The sequence below is a fragment of the Geobacillus sp. FJAT-46040 genome (assembly GCF_002335725.1).
GTDB lineage: Bacteria > Bacillota > Bacilli > Bacillales > Anoxybacillaceae > Geobacillus > Geobacillus thermoleovorans.
The window spans coordinates 130618-150398 of sequence record NZ_NISS01000001.1 but is presented as its reverse complement, the minus strand read 5'-3'; the positions used below and the strand labels follow the sequence as shown (position 1 = coordinate 150398).

Sequence of the window (19781 nt, the reverse complement as noted above, 5' to 3'; positions counted from 1 at the left end):
GGCTTTTCGGGAACATTGACCGATCTTCATCATGGGAGCTTTCATCCGAACCACCGCACGACACTCAGCCATTTTTTCACGAAAAGTCCGTGGGAGGAAGAGACACTGCTTCGCAAACTCCAGCAGTGGATCCTTCGTCGTGTCGAACGCATCGCCAAACAGGAGAATCAACCCTTGTTTGTTTCGATCGATGATACGATTTGCCAAAAAACCAAGCCTTCGTCACGGGCAACACACGCGATTCAGGGATGTGATTGGCACTACTCTCACTCAGAGAAAAAATCGATTTGGGGCCATTCTCTTGTTTGGTTCATGGTTCATACTGCAACCCAGGCGTTTCCCTTTTCCTTCCGCCTCTACGACAAGACGGCGGGAAAAAGCAAAGGGGAACTCGCGATCGAGATGCTTTCTTCGTTGGATGTACGCCGTCCCGTTTATGTGCTGATGGATTCGTGGTATCCATCGAAAGCGCTCGTGGAAGCTTGTCTGAAAAAAGGATTCCACGTCATCGCGATGCTCAAGACAAACCGGATTCTCTATCCGAACGGCGTTGCCGTCCAAGCGAAGCAGTTGGCCCGCTCCATCGAACCGAATGACACTCACCTCGTCACGGTGGGAGAAGAGCATTATCGCGTCTATCGTTACGAAGGAGCGCTCAACGGTCTCGACCATGCGGTGGTGCTGCTCGCTTGGAAAGCCGATCAGCTGATGACATCGGAACATCTTCACTGCGTCTTGAGCACCGACCGGGAGCTAAGCGATGAAGACATCTTGCGCTACTATGCCCAGCGTTGGTCGATCGAATGCTTTTTTCGACAAGCGAAAGACCAGCTGAAGCTCGATGGGTACCGTGTTCGTCAGGTTCGGGCGGTGAAACGCTACTGGATCTTGGTGCAGCTTGCTTACGTGTACAGCCTATTCGAGTCGAACAGCGATTTTTCTGATGGGCTCGATCTCTTGCGCAAGAGAAAAGGACATAGCCTCGTGGAGTTCATTTACTGTGCAGCGAAACAAAATATTCCCATTGATACCGTGAAAAAACAGCTCCATGTGGCATAAGGGGTACCCTGTTTGTTTCTTTTTACATGGTAATTATTGTTATGAAAATTGCTCATCTACAGATACCTAAATGAAATTAAACAGTTCCTGAATAATCAGTGGGAAAACCCGTCCGATGAGTTTGTTGCATTCATCATCAGCGATATTTATCCCGGAAAGAAAACTAAAAACGTGATCGAAAAGTTTCAAGGACTTGTGAAAAAGGCACTGAAACAGTTTCTAAACGACCAAGTCAACGATAAACTTAAGGCTGCCTTAGCCAACAGTGACGAAGAAGAGACCGCCCAAGCGAAAGAAGAGAAAGCGCCAGATGTTCCCGAAGATCCAAAAGAGGAACACAATGCGCCGCAGATCGTCACTACAGAGGAGGAGCTTGAGGGGTATGTATTAGTGCGGCTGCTCCTAAGGGAGATTCTCGATCCCGAACGTATCTATTATCGCGATAACTTGAGCTACTTCAATGTTTTACTGGACAATAACATCCGAAGATGGATTTGCCGTCTCGGACTCAATACAAGTAACAAGTACATTCAGTTCAATGATGAAGGGAGGACAACAGTATATATCGAAACGGTGGCCGATATTGAAAAACATAGGGATAAACTAATAAAAGTAGCACAGAAGTTCCTCTAAACATTGGAAAGCCTTGCTCCATAACAAAGAAGGAACACCCATGTTTCAAAGGAGGATCTCCAAACCTCCAAGGTGGCTATTTCCACTTTCTGCGCCCGCATAGCGCGCTCGAAGGCCGGGTGCCGGTCCGTCATCCCGGAGCTCGCCGAGCTATCGCATATGTCGGCCCAGTGAACGAAGCTGATCACCATGGCACAAGCGTTTCTCCAACAAGAGACAGCCTGACCTTTTTGTCCTCCCGAGCCCGTCGAAGAGAAAACCTGACGGATTCGGCGAAGCGAACCCTTGACCAACTGAACACCGCCAAAGGTAACATTCGATAAAGGCAAGGGCGGCTTTTCGATTGCCTTCTTTTTGGTCCCGTCGCCCTTGATGACTCTTTCCCACCGTTGGCGGGTGTTGGCCAAAGGCGAATCCAGCCTTGAGCATCCCTCCGATGCTCAATGGGATGGTCTGTGTGGAGTTTTCATGACACTTTTGATGCCACCCGTCCCCCTATTTGACAAAGCGGGCCATCATGATCAAATCCCAATACGTCTTGTCATCGATTTTGACGGCGTTTTTCTTCACCCCTTCTTCGACAAACCCAAACGTTTGATACAAGCAAAGCGCATTCGTATTGTCAGCCACAACCTCGAGGCACACTTTCTCAATGAACGGATGTTCCGTTGCCCAATCAAGAAGCGCCGCAAGTAGCGCCTTGCCGACTCCTTGGCCCCGGAAATCGCTTTTCACGCTCATGCCGAAGGACCCTTGGTGTCTGGTTCGCTGCTTATGGCCATTATGAAAATCTAAAAGCCCGATTATTTCCCCGTCATGCTCGGCGACAATCGCCAACTTTCCCGGATCATCCATAATTTGTTGCAGCCATTGCCTTTGCCGCTCGCTTGTCGTCACCACTTCTGCCTCCGTCGTCAGCAAATACGGCGCTTCCGCCGCCACCGCCTTCACAAACGCAACGACACGCTCGGCATCCTCAGGTGATGCCGTCCGTACGACAATCGGCCGGCCGCTTGCCGTCATCAACCGCCTTGGTTGAATGTTCCCCATAGCCATCCTCCCTCTAGAAATGTTGATGTATCAAGGCTTTTCGGCCTCTCAGGGGTGTCCAAAAAATATTTTTCGACAAAATCCCTTACATCCTTTTTCAGTTTTGTGGATATCTTACAGACCTAGGGTGCGCTTCGCGGTCACGGATGGGTATATTTTCATTCCGTGGAGGAAGCATATTCGATGCACCCTTTGGATCTCCGCGTCGCTGATGAGGACGAACCCTCCCATGTCTCCGGGCGTCTTCGCGCCAACATTCCCTCGTTCGGTCTCGTCATCAGGCGGAGGCCGGCCAAGCTCCTTTAGGGACTCAAGGTCGAATGGATGAAATCACGCCAGCTTCTCCGGTGTCATCTGGTTGTCCAACGATTCTTCCGTTCGCAGGGGGGAGGCCTTAGGCCGCCCGTTGCACCTGGGACAAGACGTCCTGTTTCATTCGCTCCGCGTCAAACGCTTGTTTCTTCGTACAAATCGCAAACAGCACATTCAACAGCTTCCGGCACAAGGCGACGATGGACTGCTTTCCGGTCAGCGGATTGACGGATCGGGTCGTATAATACTCATGCAGCTCGCGAAACGCCTTGTTATGCCGAATCAGCGGAATCATCGCCCGAAACAGCACCGAGCGCAACCGTTTCCGTCCCCGTTTGGAGATGTGCTTTTGCCCTTTGCGCTGGCCGGAGGAGTTCTCCTTGAGCGTCAGGCCCGCCAACTTCACCAATTGGCGCGGGTCCCGATAATGGGCGAAGCTGCCGATCTCCGCCAGCAGATCGATGATCGTGGCGTCTCCCAACCCGTCGACCGTTTTCAACCATTGGTACTCCATCGTCGTTTGAACCAATGCCTTCAACTCGGCATCCAACGCGGCGATCTCAAACCGGGCCATCGTCGTCTCTTCCGTCACCCCAATCGAGTCCTTCGCAGCGTTGATCAACGCCTGAATTTTGGCCTTCTGCGGACATTTCAACCCTTCGCTTTGCCGGTACACCTCAAGAAGCTCCTCCACCGTCCGGCCGGCCATATCAGCCGGAAGCGGCGTCCACTCCAACACCGAAAGCGCCGTTTTCCCCAAGTCGCGAAACACCGCCCAAAACTCAGGAAAATATCGGTCGGTCCAGCGGACGATCGCGTTTTTCACCGCCGTCTGTTCCTTGCGGAGCTTCTCTTTGAGCGTGCTCCCCACGCGCAAATCGGCTTCAATCTCGTGCAGCAGCCGGGGAACGAGGAATCGTCCGTCTTTTGCCAGTCTGGCAATGACCAGGGCGTCTTTGGCGTCGTGTTTCATCGGCAGGTTGTCATCAAGTTCTTTCGACCGGCACACATGCGCCGGGTTGACCATGACCAACGGGATTCCGTGCTCCTCGAGGAAGTAGGCCAGGTTCAACCAGTAGTGCCCGGTCGGTTCCACGGCGACGATCACCTGCGGCTTTCCGAACGTGTTTATTGCAAAATAAAAATGCAGAGATCTGCAGAGAATTTGGCTTAGGCCAACTTTACATGGAGAGGGGGGCGTGATAGCCTTTTTAGGCATAGCCAGCCCTTGATATTGCTGGCTTCCTGGCTTTTTCATCACGCCCCCAGAGGCTCCATGTCAAGTTGTAATTCTCTGCACTTTTCGTTGCGAAACTCTGTATTTTTTCTTTGCAGAAAACACGAACGCTTGCATCGCCCCCTGAATCGCTTTATACAGCTGTTGAAACCCCTCTTTCGACTGGAAGATCGGGAACGATTTGCGAAGCACGCGCCCCCGGTCATCCACGAAGCAGGCGTAGTGGGTTCGTTTCGCGATATCGATGCCCACCACAAGCGTTTGTTCGGTGACTTGATCAATTTTATAGTTTTGTGTACAATTCATCTGAAGTCCTCCTTCGTATGGTGAGTGATGTGGTTGACACCCCTGCATCATACCAAGAGGGCTTTTTTTGATCAAGTCCCCGGAAAAGCTTCTAACGGGAATGCTCCTTTGAACAGGATCAGCCATATACCGATTCGTTTTATCCGGCGTGCTTGGCGAAAAATTCGAGAGACCGTTCAATAATCATCGGTTGGTCGTAATCGAGCGTCGCCACATGGTAGCTGTTTCGGAGGCGGACGATCTCTTTCTCCGTCGATGAAATGCCTTGAAAGATGATGTCGGCGTTTCCCGGCGGCACGACGTGATCTTCGTCGGAGACAAAAATCAACGCCGGACAGACGATGCGATCGAGTTTCGCTTTTGTCTGTGCCATCAGCCTAGCCAGCTGAAGAAGCGAAGCGGTCGGCGTTTTCTCGTATGCCAGCTCTTTCACATCCGGATTTTTCAAGTCCGAACCGATCGAATCCAGATACCTCGGCAGCTCGCCCCCGCCCGTCATCCCGGCGGCGATGGCCGGGATGTCGACAGCGGCGTTAATCGGCACGATGCCGCAGATGTCTGGGTGATGTTCCGCCAAATAAAGCGTGAGCGTCCCGCCCATCGACAGCCCGGTGACAAAAATGGTTTGGCATCGTTGTTTCAGCCATCCATATCCTTCTTCGACCGAGGCGACCCAATCGTGGAACGTCGTCCGTTCCATGTCTTCGTAATGCGTTCCGTGCCCTTTTAAGCGCGGCAGGCAAACGGTATAGCCGGCTTTCGCATACGCTTCAGCAAGCGGGCGCATGCTGTGGGGCGTGCCGGTGAATCCGTGCACGAGCAGCACCCCGACCGGCCCGTTTTCGGCGTAAAATGGCTCGGCGCCCGAGAGCACCGGATATTGTTCGCTCATCTTCCTCTCCCCCTTATCTAGTCAAATCCGTTCCTCTCACTATATTCGCCGCCGCACCTCTTTTTTCCTCCTTTTTAATGGTTGGTTGCACTTTCATTTTAAGGGGATCCTCATGCAAGGGCTATTTTTATGCTTGTTTGAGTTTATCTAGCACCACGGGTAAAAAATAATTAAGTTTTTGTCCCCATGAATATTAAGAAGACCCATATTCCAGCACATAGTCCAATACATGAAGCAAAATAATCCGTTTCAAAGTTGTACAAAGGTGAAGTTTATAGACTTATAAACCGGTGATAACGGGTAGACATCTCCATTTGGCTTGCAAATCGCATTACTCATAAAAAACATTCATGAGCAAGCGTTGCTCCCTACCCTGGCATGAAAATCGCTGATCAAAGCGGCGCATTTTTACAGAAAAAGAAAATCGGTTTTGCAAGGGTTTCTCTAATTGAGAAAGAATGCGAATCGATAGTCTTTTTTACCAAATCACCCACCCTCTAGAAGGATGGTGAAAAACGAGAACGGCCTGCAAATCGATGGCATTTCATCAGAAAAGAAAGCCGATTCGGCCGCGTTTTTCGAATTGAAAGATAGCAGGAATCAGCCATATTTTGCGCTAAATCACCAGCCCTCTAGAACTTTTCGCCCCTTTTCATCATAATTCTTCAAAAAATCCCTTGTCTCCCCCCATACGATTTATGCTAAAATGGAAGCTGGATGTCCCCAAATCTGCTGCACACATGCCCACGGATGATCAACTCCTTTGGCAAACCCTTCACCAACAAGGTCCAGACAGCGTTAGGAAAGCAACAAAAGCCATGAATAGCTGTTTTGAATCACCGTCAATCCACACTTGGAAAGGATGATCCATATGGAAGCATTGCTTACCCAAATTTTAGATCGGCTCGATCAACTCCATTCGAGCGTCGGCGTCTTGACATCCGAGGTCAACGAGATGAAAAATCAACTGAACAAGATCGAAGCGAGAGCGGGCAGCATCGAAGAGAGAGTGAACAGCATCGAGGCGAGAGTAGACAGCATCGAATCAAGAGTAAACAACATTGAAACCAACATGGCCACCAAAGACGAACTCGCCGAGCTCCGATCCAAAGTGGACGACATCGAAGCGAAAATGGCCACGAAAGACGAACTCGCTGAACTTCGCTCCACTGTGAACGGACTCCAGTCCAACGTAAACGAAATTCAAGCGAAGATGGCGACCAAAGAGGAACTGGCTGAACTCCGGTCCAAAGTGAATGAACTCCAATTCAAAGCGAACGAACTTCAATCCAATGTAAACGAAATTCAAGCAAAGATGGCGACCAAAGACGATCTCGTTCCTATTCGACAAGCGGTCATGGAAATCGATCAAATTGTCAAAAGGATCGAGGTCAACCAAGAACGCCACGAGCACATTTTGGCCATCCTCTCCAAACGCTCGATTGAACATGAGGCATCCATCGCCAGTCTGCGGCAAGCGCAATAACTCGACAAGGGAACAAATGGACAAGGGGCGAGCTGTGCAGCGCAACATGGAAAAAACATTCCTTCCAGACACGAACCGCGGGGGCTGTCCGAAAGAAATTCCCCCAAAGCGACTGGATCACGGCCGGCCAAAGCGACAACGCCCAGCTCTACTTGCCGGACCGTCCGCTTGTCTCGGCGTTGTCTTCGTAATGACTTGTTTTCGGAATCCAACGAATTGTTTGGGTGCGTCATCGACAAGCTGTCCCCCTCTCCCCCGTGCTGGGAAGAGGGGGACAGCTTTTGCTTCGCATGCGGCAAAACGCTTTTATTCATCTTTGATCCGAACGTCGAATTCCGTTCGTTCATGGGCGTCTTTTATTTGAATCATCCAAGTGTCCGCTTGTTTGTCATAATGAACAGCCCGAATCACAGGAATCATATGCTCGAGCCGACTCTCTTCTTGTTTCAACGCTTGGCGAATCGCCTCCTCCTCCGATAAGCTGGCGCCATCACGAGGAGAGCTTGGCACAACCAATACTTTGCCCGCCTTCCCTTGGCCTGGATACGATTCAGCAATCCCCCCATCTATCCAAACTTGAACTTTTTGACCAATGTTCACTCGCGCTGGTGCACTAGAAACCAAGATGGCATTATAAAACTCTTTAAGCCCGCCTGTGGAACGAAAATCTTGCGGATCAGAACTGACAACCAAAATGCTCCCCCCTTCTTTTCTCACGACATACCCTTCAATGGCATAGCGGTCAGTTTGCCCGCTACAACCTGCCAACCAAACACTCCACACGGCAGCAATGAAAGCAAGCCATCTTTTCAGCCCAATCTCCTCCTCCATTATGGAAGGAGAGATGGATTTTCATGCCTGGGTGGGGAGTAAAATTTACTCATGGATGTTTTTTTGTCTGACCGAAATGTCTCCATCCGCATATTTCTTGACTGTTCTCCAGTTAAATCCCGTCCTGCGGACAATTTCGGAAAGCGATAACCCTTTCTTTTCACGCAAATGTTTGATATGATGAATTTCAGGCATTGCTAGCATCCTTTCTTTACCTCCACTGTTTTGTTCTTCACAACCTTAACAGTAGAGGGAATTTTAGGAGCTGGCAAGCCTTTTTTTATGCCATGAAGCTCTGCACTTTTTTGTTGCAGAACTCTGTACTTTCATTTTGCACTAAACAAGAGCGAAAAAGTCAGCGTGTGAAGCGCTGACTTTTTTACTACACTATATTAGTATTTCCTCAACATGTAGCGGAGAGGAATGATAGAGATGAAAATAATGAGCAATGCTGCAGGGGCAGCGAGATGATAAAGTGCTTCAGATGCGTCTACCCAAATTCTTACTGCTAACGTATCAAAACCTGGTGGGCGAAGCATAAGGGTTGCTGGTAGTTCTTTGATTGAACTGACGAAAACGAGGGCACCACCAGCAAGGATTCCCGGCAATATGTTAGGAAGAATAACTGTAAACATGACTTTCCATGGCGGATAGCCGAGACTTCGAGCTGCTTCATCCATTCTAGGCGAAACAAGGCTCAATGAAGCTTCTCCTGCTTGCATCGCTTGAGGGAGAAAACGAACGACGAAAGCAAGAGCTAACATATAGAACGTGTTATATAGCATCGGAATATGATTGTTAAAAATAAAGATGAACCCGAGAGCGACAATGACCCCTGGCAATGCATAACCTGCATAGCTCAATTTATCAATGGCGCTAGATATGACGGAAGGATAGCGCGATTTTAAATAAATGACCGGCAATGCAAGCACCATACAAAGAAGGGAAGCAAATCCAGATACCTTTAAACTATTGAGAGCAAAAATGAAAAAGCGTTCGTTTAAAGCGCCCATCCGAATACCAATGATCGACCAATAAGTTAAAACTGCAATAGGTAAGACGATTGCTAAAGAGAAGATGACAAAAACGAAAAAAATAGCTACTGGCTTCCATTTGCCTAATGACAATATGTTTGGCTCTTTAAAAGAGTTAGACGTTTGATAATACTTATTTTTCCTTCTCGTCCACGATTCCACCCACAAAATAAGAACGGTTAACACGATAAGTACTAAGCTTAAAATAGATGCCGAAGCAGTGTCAAAGCTAGCTCTCTGAAAATAAATAGCGGCTGTAAAAGTAACATAGCGTAACATGGCGATCGCACCAAAATCTGATAACACGTACAAAGAAATCAAAATAGCACCCGCGCCGATAGCAGGGCGAAGGAAAGGTAAGTTGACTTTCCAAAAAATTTGCCATGTACTTAACCCTTGTGAGCGAGCGACTTCTTCAAAGTTTCGATTCATTTTGCGAAGCGATGCGCTAGCAATTAAAAAGACGTATGGGTACGTAAACATCGTTAACACGAAAAAGACGCCCCAAAACGAATATATATTTAAAGGGTACTCCCCAAATGTCCGAACGAGCCAAGGCGTATCTCGCCACACGTCACGCGCCCATCCCGTCGGTCCAAAAACGATAATGTATGTGACTGCTCCCACATAAGGAGGAATGACTAAAGGTAACGCCAATAGCCATTGCCATACTTTTCTTCCGGGTAAGTCTGTCCGAACGACAATCCATGCGAGCGAAACACCAATCGCAAGCGCACAGGCTGTGACAGCGACCGTTAATGATAACGTGTTCCATAATAATTGCGGAATTCGTTCATCGAGTAGACGAGCCCATCGATCTGCCCCTGCAAATAGCGATCGCCAAATGACATAGACGATCGGAATCGACATAATTAAGGCGACGATGAGACCGAATACGAAAAGAATAATCCCCGGGGGATTTCCGTGCCAAATATCCATCCATTTTTTTTGCGATAAACGGCGGAAGGTTAGGGACATACGTTCCCTAACCTGGACATCTTGTTGCTGTGGTACGTGATTATTTTTATTGTTCATCATGTCTTCCTCTCACGCTCTACCGTTATTTCAGTTCGAGATCAAGACCCGCCTTCTCAATTAATGTTTTTGTATCTTCAAAGTATTGACCAAGTTCTTTCAATGGCATGCTTTGAACTTTTAAGTCGCTAATTTTAGTAGCATGTTTATATGGTGGATCCAATTTTGGATTAATTGGCACCTCAAGAGACTCACCAACAAATGCTAATTGATTTTCTTCTTTTAAGAGCCACTCAATGAACGCTTTTGCGTTTGCGGAGTTCGGGCCGCCCTTAACAAGCCCAACACCAGCAGCGTTTAAAATGACACCCATTTCACCTTCGCCTTGATCTGGATAGATAAATCCAACGTTATTGTCTGTTGGCTCTTCTAATTGTTGATGGTAGTAGTAGTTGTTTACAAGACCGAATTTAAATTCTCCAGCTCCAACGGCACGACGGATAGCTCCGTGATCTTGCATAATGGCCCCTGCATTTTTCTTAATTGCTGTAACCCATTGAAACGTCTTTTCATCGCCCCACTCATAACGAAGAGCAGATACGTTTGCGATCATGCCGCCGTTTCCACCACGAGTGATCGCAAACTGTCCAGCCCATTTCGGATCCATTAGCTCTTCCATTGTTTTCGGCATTTCTTCTTCAGAAATTAAATCTTTATTGTAAATAAATCCGCGTGCTCGAACAGATAAAGCAATCCACGCATTGTCTTCGGCGCGGAACTGTGCGTCAATCGTTTCAGCTCCTTTTGCATCAAATCCTTCCAATATGCCTTTCATGCGTAAATATTCGAGAGCACCAACGTCGTTTGAAATAAAAATATCTGCTTGGACATTTCCAGCTTCTTCGATTAACTGCAATGGCTCTACTTCATGTAAAGCTAATACTTCTACACCTGTTTCTTCTTCAAACTTATTAAGCAACGGATCAACAAAGTTTTCCTTACGAGATGAGTAGACAACGAGTTTTCCAGTAAGTTTTTGTTCATTTTCTGTATCTTGTTCCGGTTGTGAAGTTCGCTCATTTGAACTGCCGCATGCGGCTAAGAACACGAGCAAGAGTGAAGCGATGACAGATAGCATCAGTTTAAATGGCTTTTTCATTATGTATGCCCCCTTTAACTTGACTAATATGATAATCATTATCAACACAATATGAAGTATACAGAAAGTGAGAATCATTGTCAATAGATTTTTAAAAAAAAGCCTCCAGCCATTTTGGTAAGAGGCGAAGGAGACTGTTAATCGACTAGTGCGACGAGTTCAGGGGTAATGTCGAACGATACAACCGACCCAATTTCAACGTCTTGATCGATCGGTGCGTAAATAATGAGTGGATCTTCATCATTTGTTTGAGTTGAAAGGCGAACAAATAATTCTTGATACTCGCCACTGTACGTGATGCGCTCGACGATGCCACAATATTTTCCGTCTTTCGAAAGTCTACAGCCTTCAGGACGAATAGACACTTTCACATTCTCCATACGTCTTTCCAGCTGTCTTGGTAGACAAACTCGACCAATATGCGTATTGACGTGTTTTAAGTCGGGGCAAATTGTTCCATCTAACAAATTTGTTTTCCCGACAAATTGGGCGACAAAGCAGTTTTTCGGACAACGGTATATTTCTTTTGGAGTGGCGACTTGTTGAATAATTCCCTCATTCATAACAACAATTCGATCAGACACAGCAAAAGCATCTTTTTGATCGTGAGTGACGAGAATCGCTGTCGTATTCGTTTGGCGCAAAATGGCTGTTATTTCATGGCGCATTTTCTCGCGCAAACCGGCGTCGAGGCTGCTAAAAGGCTCATCCATAAGCACGACGTTCGGAAACGGAGCTAAAGCTCTGGCGAGAGCTACTCGCTGTTGTTGACCGCCTGAAAGTTCATGAGGATAACGATTGGCGAAATTGCCTAAGCCAACAAGTTCCAATACTTCCTGCGCCCGTTCTTTCCGCTCTTTTGCCGGCCATTTATTCAGTCCGAACATAATATTTTTTTCAATCGTTAAGTGAGGGAAAAGAGCATAATCTTGAAACACCATGCCGACGCCGCGCCTTTCTGGTGGCAACGAAAAGTGGTGATCGTAAACGATTTGGTCGCCGATGCGGATCATTCCGGCTGTCGGTTGTTCAAACCCAGCAATCATGCGCAAAGTTGTCGTTTTGCCACAGCCGCTCGGTCCGAGTAGCGTAACAATTTCTCCTTTTTCAATTTCAAGATTCATATTATCGACAGCTGGCTTTAATGAACGGTGATATATTTTTGTGACTTGTTGTAGCTGTATGAAGCTCATCGTACCCCTCCAACATGTGCCGATTCCCAAGTGGAAAACATTTTATTGAGAACGTTTTTCATTTTTATTAAACAAAATTGTAGCACACATTTTTCTTTTTGGTCAATTATTTGTCCTGCTTAGGAGTCAGTCAAGACTTTGTGGAGAACATTTTTTCGGTTCACTACGAGCGTTGTCAATCACTAGTTAGCGAACCATTTTCAGGAATTAATATCGTAAGCGCTTTCGGACTCTCATCCCTCATCTTGAGGTGATGATATTGTATTCCATTTTTTTACACCCAACCACCATCCCGGAGCGCCGACAACGCTTGATGGATCGGCGTCCCGGATGACCGCTGCAGACACGGTAGATTCTGACGCACCACATCTGCCCACAACCGTCCTGCCTTCCGTTTGGCCTGTTCGATCCGCTTGGACTTTGTTGAGGCCGAGGCTGCCGTTCGGGTCTCTTCTTCCTCCACCAACTGCCCATTTCTCCGCCAAATCCCGTCGATTCGGGCTGCCATCGCCCTCAGAAACGCCCGAAGCCCTTGGTCTTTCCAGCTGCGGCGGGATTTCACCCGATGCGCAAACCGGCTCATCACGCTCTCGGCGTGGCCCATCGGACGCATGCCGGTCGTCTCCACCCCTTGCTCCGACAGCCACTCCCGATAGTCCCGGATGCATCCCGGCATCGACTCGATCCGACGGATCATGGCAGCCATCTGCTTCTCTTTCGCTTCGTCCTCCAACGTGCCGACCGCGCTGTTCAGCTCCACCAGAAGTCCCTCTTCGTCTTGTTTCGCCAGCTTCTTCCGCACCTCCCGCCAACGCGGATGGCCGGACAGACACTGACGCAGCTCCCGCGCCACATGAAATCGATCCAGCTGAAAGCAGGCTCGCTTTCCAAAATACTCCCGGCAGGCTGTGATCCACGACGCCGCGTCGCCGTTGATGATCAAAAGGTCCCGGCACGGGTCATAGGCATATTCGTTCATCAGCCACTCTTCAAACCGTTCCCACACGTCTCCCTCCCCTTCATGGAGGTAGTGGCGCCGGTTCACGAGCTCGAGCTGCGAACCGTTTCGTTTCCATCCCTCGTGAACCGCCAGGATTTTCTCTTCTTTCGCCCGTTTCCCTTTCCCCTGGCGGGAAATGAACAGTCCATCCGCCTCCACAAACAGCACTCGGCCGTGCCGTTGGGAAACAGGGTGGTGCAGCGAGACAGGGGCCTCCAGCACCAGTTGGCGAATCGCCTCGTGGCTTAGGACCGCATACCCCACGATCGACTCCAACGTACGGGCCGCTTTGCGGTAGGAAGAGCACTCTACGGCCAACTCGACCGCCGTTTCCTCGAGGCAAGGGCTGATCGACTGCGCTCCATCAAAGCCCAGTTCGGCATCCAGCAAGAAGGTATACGCCCCCGCCTGCCGATCATAGTAGTCGTTCCGTCGAAACGTCACTTCTCCAAACAGCGTTTGGATCGTGGTCGGCCGTTTGTCTTTCAGCTGATACCGGCGCTTGCCCCGCGCTTCCGCCAGTTGTTGATCAATCTCCTCCAAAAGGGCCGCCAACAAGACAGCGAACACCTTTTGAAGAGTTCTGACTAATTGCTCCTCCAACTCTTTTAATAGGGGCCATTCTGTGGTAAGATGTTTCATGGACTCTCTCCCTCCTGTTTTCGGTTGATGTTGACAATCACCATCATAGCAGGGAGAGAGTCCTTTTTGCATGACATTTGCTTTTTTCTACCGCGCTTCGCTTGGTGGCCCCGACGAGCGTCGCGAACAAAAGTTCGCAACCCTCGTCGGGGATCATTTCGGAATGTCACCCACAAATATTTTACTCACACTAGAATACAGATAATTCATTTCTGTAATATTGAATAGTTTGAGGACGACAATTCCGTATTTCGCAATCTTCAAGGAATTTTTCTAACGCTATTTGAAAATCAATAGCATCAGATTGTATAGAATTTGTGTGCATTTCAAAAATTTCATCAGGGGATAAATTATTATTACGCCTTGCCAAAATATCACCTCTTTGACAAGTCGTATGAGGAATACTGAATCAGATTTTTCAATGGAGAATCGTATGAGGATAAAATAAAAAAGGATTCCCACATCTTGCAGGAATCCTTGATACATCAGTTTTTCAGTGCCGATGGTGGGAGTCGAACCCACACGGGGGGCTACCCCACACGATTTTGAGTCGTGCGCGTCTGCCAATTCCGCCACATCGGCGCGATAATCAACATTTTACCAAATTATCTTTCAACTGTCAACACTTTTTTATTCATTAGATATGGAGGCGGCACCCGGATTCGAACCGGGGATAAAGGTTTTGCAGACCTCTGCCTTACCACTTGGCTATGCCGCCTTGATCAAGAGCGGAAGACGGGACTCGAACCCGCGACCCCCACCTTGGCAAGGTGGTGTTCTACCGCTGAACTACTTCCGCATCCGTGGCTGGGGTAGCTGGATTCGAACCAACGCATCACGGAGTCAAAGTCCGTTGCCTTACCGCTTGGCTATACCCCAACGTTGTAAGTGAAGGGCGACTAGTGGGAATCGAACCCACGCATGCCAGAGCCACAATCTGGTGCGTTAACCACTTCGCCATAGTCGCCATGATCATGATAGGAATGGCAGGGGCAGTAGGAATCGAACCCACACCGGAGGTTTTGGAGACCTCTGTTCTACCATTAAACTATGCCCCTTTGTTAAAATGGTGGAGGGGGACGGATTCGAACCGCCGAACCCAAAGGGAGCGGATTTACAGTCCGCCGCGTTTAGCCACTTCGCTACCCCTCCAAGGAATGGTGCCGACTGCAGGACTTGAACCCGCAACCTACTGATTACGATTCAGTTGCTCTACCAATTGAGCTAAGTCGGCATAAGATGAATGAAGAAGGTGGCTCATTGTTGAGCTCTGTGCCTCTTCCTCTACCAACTGATTCGAAGAAGCGGAATGCGTCGAGGCAACTCGAAGCGAATTCGATGAAGTAGATGCTCGTCTCTACCAATTCAGCTAAGTCGGCATGCAAACCTATTCTAGTTGTTTCATGGTGGCTCGGGACGGAATCGAACCGCCGACACAAGGATTTTCAGTCCTTTGCTCTACCGACTGAGCTACCGAGCCATATATTATTTTTTAACTCGCTCGTTGAATTGCTCTGTGCCTCTTCCTCTACCAGCTGATTCAAAGACGCTCGATGCGTCGAGGCAACTCGAAGCGAATTCGATGAAGCGGATGCTCGTCTCTACCGAATGAGCTACCGAGCCATACCATATTTTTCGTGATTTTGGAACAATGGCGGTCCCGACGGGACTCGAACCCGCGATCTCCTGCGTGACAGGCAGGCATGTTAACCACTACACTACGGGACCAATTTTGGTTGCGGGGGCAGGATTTGAACCTGCGACCTTCGGGTTATGAGCCCGACGAGCTACCGGACTGCTCCACCCCGCGACGATAGAAAATGAACTTATTTCGATCATACACTGAGTATCGGTTTAAATATTTATTGCCTCTTCCTCTGCCAGCTGATTCAAAGATGCTCGGTGCGTCGGGACAACTCGCGATGATGAGAAAGCAAGTCAGCTTTTATATTAAGATGGTGGAGGATGACGGGATCGAACCGCCGACCCCTTGCTTGTAAGGCAAGTGCTCTCCCAGCTGAGCTAATCCTCCACAAAGAAGTGACCCGTACGGGATTCGAACCCGTGTTACCGCCGTGAAAGGGCGGTGTCTTAACCACTTGACCAACGGGCCATGCTGATGGATCATGGCGGAGAGCAAGGGATTCGAACCCTTGAGGCGCTATTCACGCCTACACGATTTCCAATCGTGCTCCTTCGACCACTCGGACAGCTCTCCACGATGGCTCCGCAGGCAGGATTCGAACCTGCGACCAATCGGTTAACAGCCGATTGCTCTACCACTGAGCTACTGCGGAATCATAACGACGGTCAATTCTCCCAACAAGATGTCCTGCCTCTTCCTCTGCCAGCCGATTCAAAGAAGCTGGATGCGTCGAGGCAACTCGCAGTTCATCCGATGATGCAAATGCTCGTCACTGAGCTACTGCGAAATGACATCTCTTTAGACATTTACTATTATAATGATTCGCGCTGAGCTGTCAAGAGTTTTTTCATTCCTTCAAAACTAGATAACCGTTGGAAGAAGCCGCTCGCCTGCGCTTTTCGCATTGTCCAGCTCCGGCTCGCCGCCGCTCGGGGTCAAATAACCTTCGCCTTCGGGATCGGAAATCCCTGCAGGCGAAGAACATTTGCCCGTCGCGGCGACCCGCTCGCCTGCGCTTTTCTTTGTCCAGTTCCAGCGCCTAGCTCTCTTCTGCCAAATAACCTTCCCCCTCGGGGTGCAAGCACCCCTGCGGGTGAAGAACATTTGGCTTCGAGAGCTAATCGCGGCGCTTTCACTTTTCTAGGTTAAGCCCTCGATCGATTAGTATCCGTCAGCTCCACGTGTCGCCACGCTTCCACCTCGGACCTATCGACCTCGTCATCTTCGAGGGATCTTACCCGCTTTGCGCGGTGGGAAATCTCATCTTGAGGGGGGCTTCACGCTTAGATGCTTTCAGCGCTTATCCCGTCCGCACATAGCTACCCAGCGGTGCCCCTGGCGGGACAACTGGTACACCAGCGGTGCGTCCATCCCGGTCCTCTCGTACTAAGGACAGCTCCTCTCAAATTTCCTCCGCCCGCGACGGATAGGGACCGAACTGTCTCACGACGTTCTGAACCCAGCTCGCGTACCGCTTTAATGGGCGAACAGCCCAACCCTTGGGACCGACTACAGCCCCAGGATGCGATGAGCCGACATCGAGGTGCCAAACCTCCCCGTCGATGTGGACTCTTGGGGGAGATCAGCCTGTTATCCCCGGGGTAGCTTTTATCCGTTGAGCGATGGCCCTTCCATGCGGAACCACCGGATCACTAAGCCCGACTTTCGTCCCTGCTCGACCTGTCCGTCTCGCAGTCAAGCTCCCTTGTGCCTTTGCACTCTCCGAATGATTTCCAACCATTCTGAGGGAACCTTTGGGCGCCTCCGTTACCTTTTGGGAGGCGACCGCCCCAGTCAAACTGCCCACCTGACACTGTCTCCCACCCCGCTAAGGGGTGCGGGTTAGAATTTCAATACCGCCAGGGTGGTATCCCACCGACGCCTCCACCGAAGCTGGCGCTCCGGCTTCCCAGGCTCCCACCTATCCTGTACAAGCGATACCAAAATTCCATATCAGGCTGCAGTAAAGCTCCACGGGGTCTTTCCGTCCTGTCGCGGGTAACCTGCATCTTCACAGGTAGTATAATTTCACCGGGTCTCTCGTTGAGACAGCGCCCAAGTCGTTACACCTTTCGTGCGGGTCGGAACTTACCCGACAAGGAATTTCGCTACCTTAGGACCGTTATAGTTACGGCCGCCGTTTACTGGGGCTTCGGTTCGCACCTTCGCTTCCGCTAAGCGCTCCCCTTAACCTTCCAGCACCGGGCAGGTGTCAGCCCCTATACGTCGCCTTTCGGCTTCGCAGAGACCTGTGTTTTTGATAAACAGTCGCTTGGGCCTTTTCACTGCGGCTCTTCAGGGCTCTTCACCCCAAAGAGCACCCCTTCTCCCGAAGTTACGGGGTCATTTTGCCGAGTTCCTTAACGAGAGTTCTCCCGCGCGCCTTAGGATTCTCTCCTCGCCTACCTGTGTCGGTTTGCGGTACGGGCACCTCTTCCCTCGCTAGAGGCTTTTCTTGGCAGTGTGAAATCGGGGACTTCCGGATCAATCCGTCGCCGTCACCGCTTGGCCTTATGATCCGCGGATTTGCCTGCGGATCAGCCTCACGGCTTGGACAGGCTCTTCCAGCCGCCTGCTCGCCCTATCCTCCTGCGTCCCCCCATCGCTCAAACGGGAAGAAGGTGGTACAGGAATCTCAACCTGTTGTCCATCACCTACGCCTTTCGGCCTCGGCTTAGGTCCCGACTAACCCTGAGCGGACGAACCTTCCTCAGGAACCCTTAGGCTTTCGGCGCAGAGGATTCTCACCTCTGTTTTCGCTACTCATACCGGCATTCTCACTTCTAAGCGCTCCACCAGTCCTTCCGGTCTGGCTTCTCTGCCCTTAGAACGCTCCCCTACCGATGACCAACGGTCATCCCGCAGCTTCGGCGGCACGTTTAGCCCCGGTACATTTTCGGCGCAGAGTCACTCGACCAGTGAGCTATTACGCACTCTTTAAATGGTGGCTGCTTCTAAGCCAACATCCTGGTTGTCTCGGCAACTCCACATCCTTTTCCACTGAACGTGCACTTCGGGGCCTTAGCTGGCGGTCTGGGCTGTTCCCCTCTCGACCACGGATCTTATCACTCGCAGTCTGACTCCCGGGCATAAGTCGTTGGCATTCGGAGTTTGACTGGGTTCGGTAACCCGTTTGGGGCCCCTAGCCCAATCAGTGCTCTACCTCCAACACTCTCAAACCCGAGGCTAGCCCTAAAGCTATTTCGGGGAGAACCAGCTATCTCCAAGTTCGATTGGCATTTCACCCCTACCCACACCTCATCCCCGCACTTTTCAACGTGCGTGGGTTCGGGCCTCCAGCCGGTGTTACCCGGCCTTCACCCTGGACATGGGTAGATCACCTGGTTTCGGGTCGACGACGACGTACTCACACGCCCTGTTCAGACTCGCTTTCGCTGCGGCTCCGCCTCTTCGGCTTAACCTCGCACGCCATCGTCACTCGCCGGTTCATTCTACAAAAGGCACGCCATCACGCATGAACGCGCTCTGACTACTTGTAGGCACACGGTTTCAGGTTCTCTTTCACTCCCCTCCCGGGGTGCTTTTCACCTTTCCCTCACGGTACTGGTGCACTATCGGTCACTAGGGAGTATTTAGCCTTGGGAGATGGTCCTCCCTGCTTCCGACGGGATTCCTCGTGTCCCGCCGTACTCAGGATCCGCTCGGGAGGGAACGAAGTTTCGACTACAGGGCTCTCACCTTCTCTGGCCGGCCGTTCCAGACCGGTTCGTCTACCCCGTCCCTTTCTCACTCCCATCGTGAGCGGTCCTACAACCCCAAGAGGACATGCCTCTTGGTTTGGGCTGTTCCCGTTTCGCTCGCCGCTACTTAGGGAATCGCGGTTGCTTTCTTCTCCTCCGGGTACTAAGATGTTTCAGTTCCCCGGGTGTGCCCTCCATGCCCTATGGATTCAGGCATGGATACTGCCCCATTACGGACAGTGGGTTCCCCCATTCGGACATCTCCGGATCAACGCTTGCTTACAGCTCCCCGAAGCGTTTCGGCGTTTGCCCCGTCCTTCATCGGCTCCTAGTGCCAAGGCATCCACCGTGCGCCCTTTCTAGCTTAACCTATCGCGCTCTCGGCTTCTTCCTTTGCTTTATCGGTTATCTAGTTTTCAAGGAACAAAATTGATTCTTGAGAGAACATGACTCGTTCCCTCAAAACTGAACGAAACAGAAGCGCGATGGATTGGTAGGTTGGCCATTGCGGCCTCCGCTTTTCGAATTGTCTAGCTCCGGCTCGCCGCCGCTCGGGGTCAAATAACCTTCGCCTTCCGGGTGCAAGCACCCTTGCAGGCGAAGAACATTTGCCCATCGCGATCGCC

At 50.2% G+C, this 19781-nt stretch carries 10 protein-coding genes, 15 tRNA genes, 1 rRNA gene and 2 pseudogenes; 3 read left to right on the top strand and 25 right to left on the bottom strand.

All coding sequences use genetic code 11. The features are described from left to right. Both CD000_RS00895 and CD000_RS00890 read left to right on the top strand, forming a co-directional pair. On the top strand, nt 1–1059 hold a 1059-nt coding region (locus CD000_RS00895), incomplete at its 5' end, for an IS701-like element ISBsm1 family transposase (RefSeq protein WP_233130379.1). Between the two features lie 171 nt (nt 1060–1230). Then, complete coding sequence (locus CD000_RS00890; RefSeq protein WP_160270107.1) at nt 1231–1692, top strand: hypothetical protein; 462 nt, start codon at nt 1231–1233, stop codon at nt 1690–1692. Nucleotides 1693–2187: 495 nt separating this feature from the next. Here the strand turns inward: CD000_RS00890 and CD000_RS00880 are convergent, their stop codons facing one another. The 4 genes and pseudogenes from CD000_RS00880 to CD000_RS00865 form a co-directional block, all read right to left on the bottom strand. Further along, a complete protein-coding gene (locus CD000_RS00880) occupies nt 2188–2742 on the bottom strand; it encodes a GNAT family N-acetyltransferase (protein WP_096224676.1) in 555 nt (184 codons plus the stop codon). 394 nt (nt 2743–3136) lie between these two features. Beyond that, a pseudogene (locus CD000_RS00875) lies at nt 3137–4189 on the bottom strand (IS110 family RNA-guided transposase); the annotation flags it as partial. A gap of 210 nt (nt 4190–4399) precedes the next feature. Then, nucleotides 4400–4597 (bottom strand): annotated as a pseudogene (locus CD000_RS00870) (IS110 family transposase); the annotation flags it as partial. 139 nt (nt 4598–4736) lie between these two features. Next, nucleotides 4737–5489: an alpha/beta hydrolase gene (locus CD000_RS00865; RefSeq protein ID WP_014195917.1), complete on the bottom strand. Its 753-nt coding sequence runs from the start codon at nt 5487–5489 to the stop codon at nt 4737–4739. 871 nt (nt 5490–6360) lie between these two features. Here CD000_RS00865 and CD000_RS00860 point away from each other — a divergent pair. After that, complete coding sequence (locus CD000_RS00860) at nt 6361–6975, top strand: hypothetical protein (protein ID WP_096224675.1); 615 nt, start codon at nt 6361–6363, stop codon at nt 6973–6975. A gap of 306 nt (nt 6976–7281) precedes the next feature. Here CD000_RS00860 and CD000_RS00850 read toward each other — a convergent pair whose 3' ends face one another. From CD000_RS00850 to CD000_RS00735, 21 genes are all read right to left on the bottom strand, one after another. Then, nucleotides 7282–7692, bottom strand: coding sequence for a YobA family protein (locus CD000_RS00850; protein ID WP_233130378.1), 411 nt, complete (start codon nt 7690–7692; stop codon nt 7282–7284). Nucleotides 7693–8198: 506 nt separating this feature from the next. Then, nucleotides 8199–9875: an ABC transporter permease gene (locus tag CD000_RS00840; protein WP_369806540.1), complete on the bottom strand. Its 1677-nt coding sequence runs from the start codon at nt 9873–9875 to the stop codon at nt 8199–8201. Nucleotides 9876–9900: 25 nt separating this feature from the next. Next, on the bottom strand, nt 9901–10974 hold the full coding sequence (locus CD000_RS00835) for an extracellular solute-binding protein (protein ID WP_096224673.1): 1074 nt from the start codon (nt 10972–10974) through the stop codon (nt 9901–9903). Between the two features lie 137 nt (nt 10975–11111). Further along, entirely contained in the window at nt 11112–12167 is a 1056-nt protein-coding gene (locus CD000_RS00830; protein ID WP_096224672.1) for an ABC transporter ATP-binding protein, read from the bottom strand. A 274-nt stretch (nt 12168–12441) separates the two neighbouring features. Continuing rightward, nucleotides 12442–13809: an ISLre2-like element ISGsp3 family transposase gene (locus tag CD000_RS00825; protein WP_096224671.1), complete on the bottom strand. Its 1368-nt coding sequence runs from the start codon at nt 13807–13809 to the stop codon at nt 12442–12444. A gap of 497 nt (nt 13810–14306) precedes the next feature. Beyond that, nucleotides 14307–14391, bottom strand: a tRNA-Leu gene (locus CD000_RS00815). A gap of 62 nt (nt 14392–14453) precedes the next feature. Then, nucleotides 14454–14527, bottom strand: a tRNA-Cys gene (locus CD000_RS00810). Between the two features lie 9 nt (nt 14528–14536). Further along, nucleotides 14537–14608, bottom strand: a tRNA-Gly gene (locus CD000_RS00805). A 5-nt stretch (nt 14609–14613) separates the two neighbouring features. Continuing rightward, nucleotides 14614–14688: transfer RNA gene (locus CD000_RS00800), tRNA-Gln, on the bottom strand. A gap of 15 nt (nt 14689–14703) precedes the next feature. After that, nucleotides 14704–14776: transfer RNA gene (locus tag CD000_RS00795), tRNA-His, on the bottom strand. Between the two features lie 17 nt (nt 14777–14793). Continuing rightward, a tRNA-Trp gene (locus CD000_RS00790) sits at nt 14794–14867 on the bottom strand. A gap of 9 nt (nt 14868–14876) precedes the next feature. Next, nucleotides 14877–14961, bottom strand: a tRNA-Tyr gene (locus tag CD000_RS00785). 6 nt (nt 14962–14967) lie between these two features. Further along, nucleotides 14968–15043: transfer RNA gene (locus tag CD000_RS00780), tRNA-Thr, on the bottom strand. A gap of 170 nt (nt 15044–15213) precedes the next feature. Continuing rightward, nucleotides 15214–15289, bottom strand: a tRNA-Phe gene (locus tag CD000_RS00775). A gap of 172 nt (nt 15290–15461) precedes the next feature. Next, nucleotides 15462–15537, bottom strand: a tRNA-Asp gene (locus tag CD000_RS00770). A 5-nt stretch (nt 15538–15542) separates the two neighbouring features. Further along, a tRNA-Met gene (locus CD000_RS00765) sits at nt 15543–15619 on the bottom strand. A 146-nt stretch (nt 15620–15765) separates the two neighbouring features. Next, nucleotides 15766–15841: transfer RNA gene (locus CD000_RS00760), tRNA-Val, on the bottom strand. Between the two features lie 9 nt (nt 15842–15850). Next, nucleotides 15851–15922, bottom strand: a tRNA-Glu gene (locus CD000_RS00755). 14 nt (nt 15923–15936) lie between these two features. Then, nucleotides 15937–16027 (bottom strand) — tRNA-Ser (locus CD000_RS00750). A 4-nt stretch (nt 16028–16031) separates the two neighbouring features. Then, nucleotides 16032–16106, bottom strand: a tRNA-Asn gene (locus tag CD000_RS00745). Between the two features lie 489 nt (nt 16107–16595). Beyond that, nucleotides 16596–19525: ribosomal RNA gene (locus tag CD000_RS00735) — 23S ribosomal RNA — on the bottom strand. Nucleotides 19526–19781: the final 256 nt, after the last annotated feature.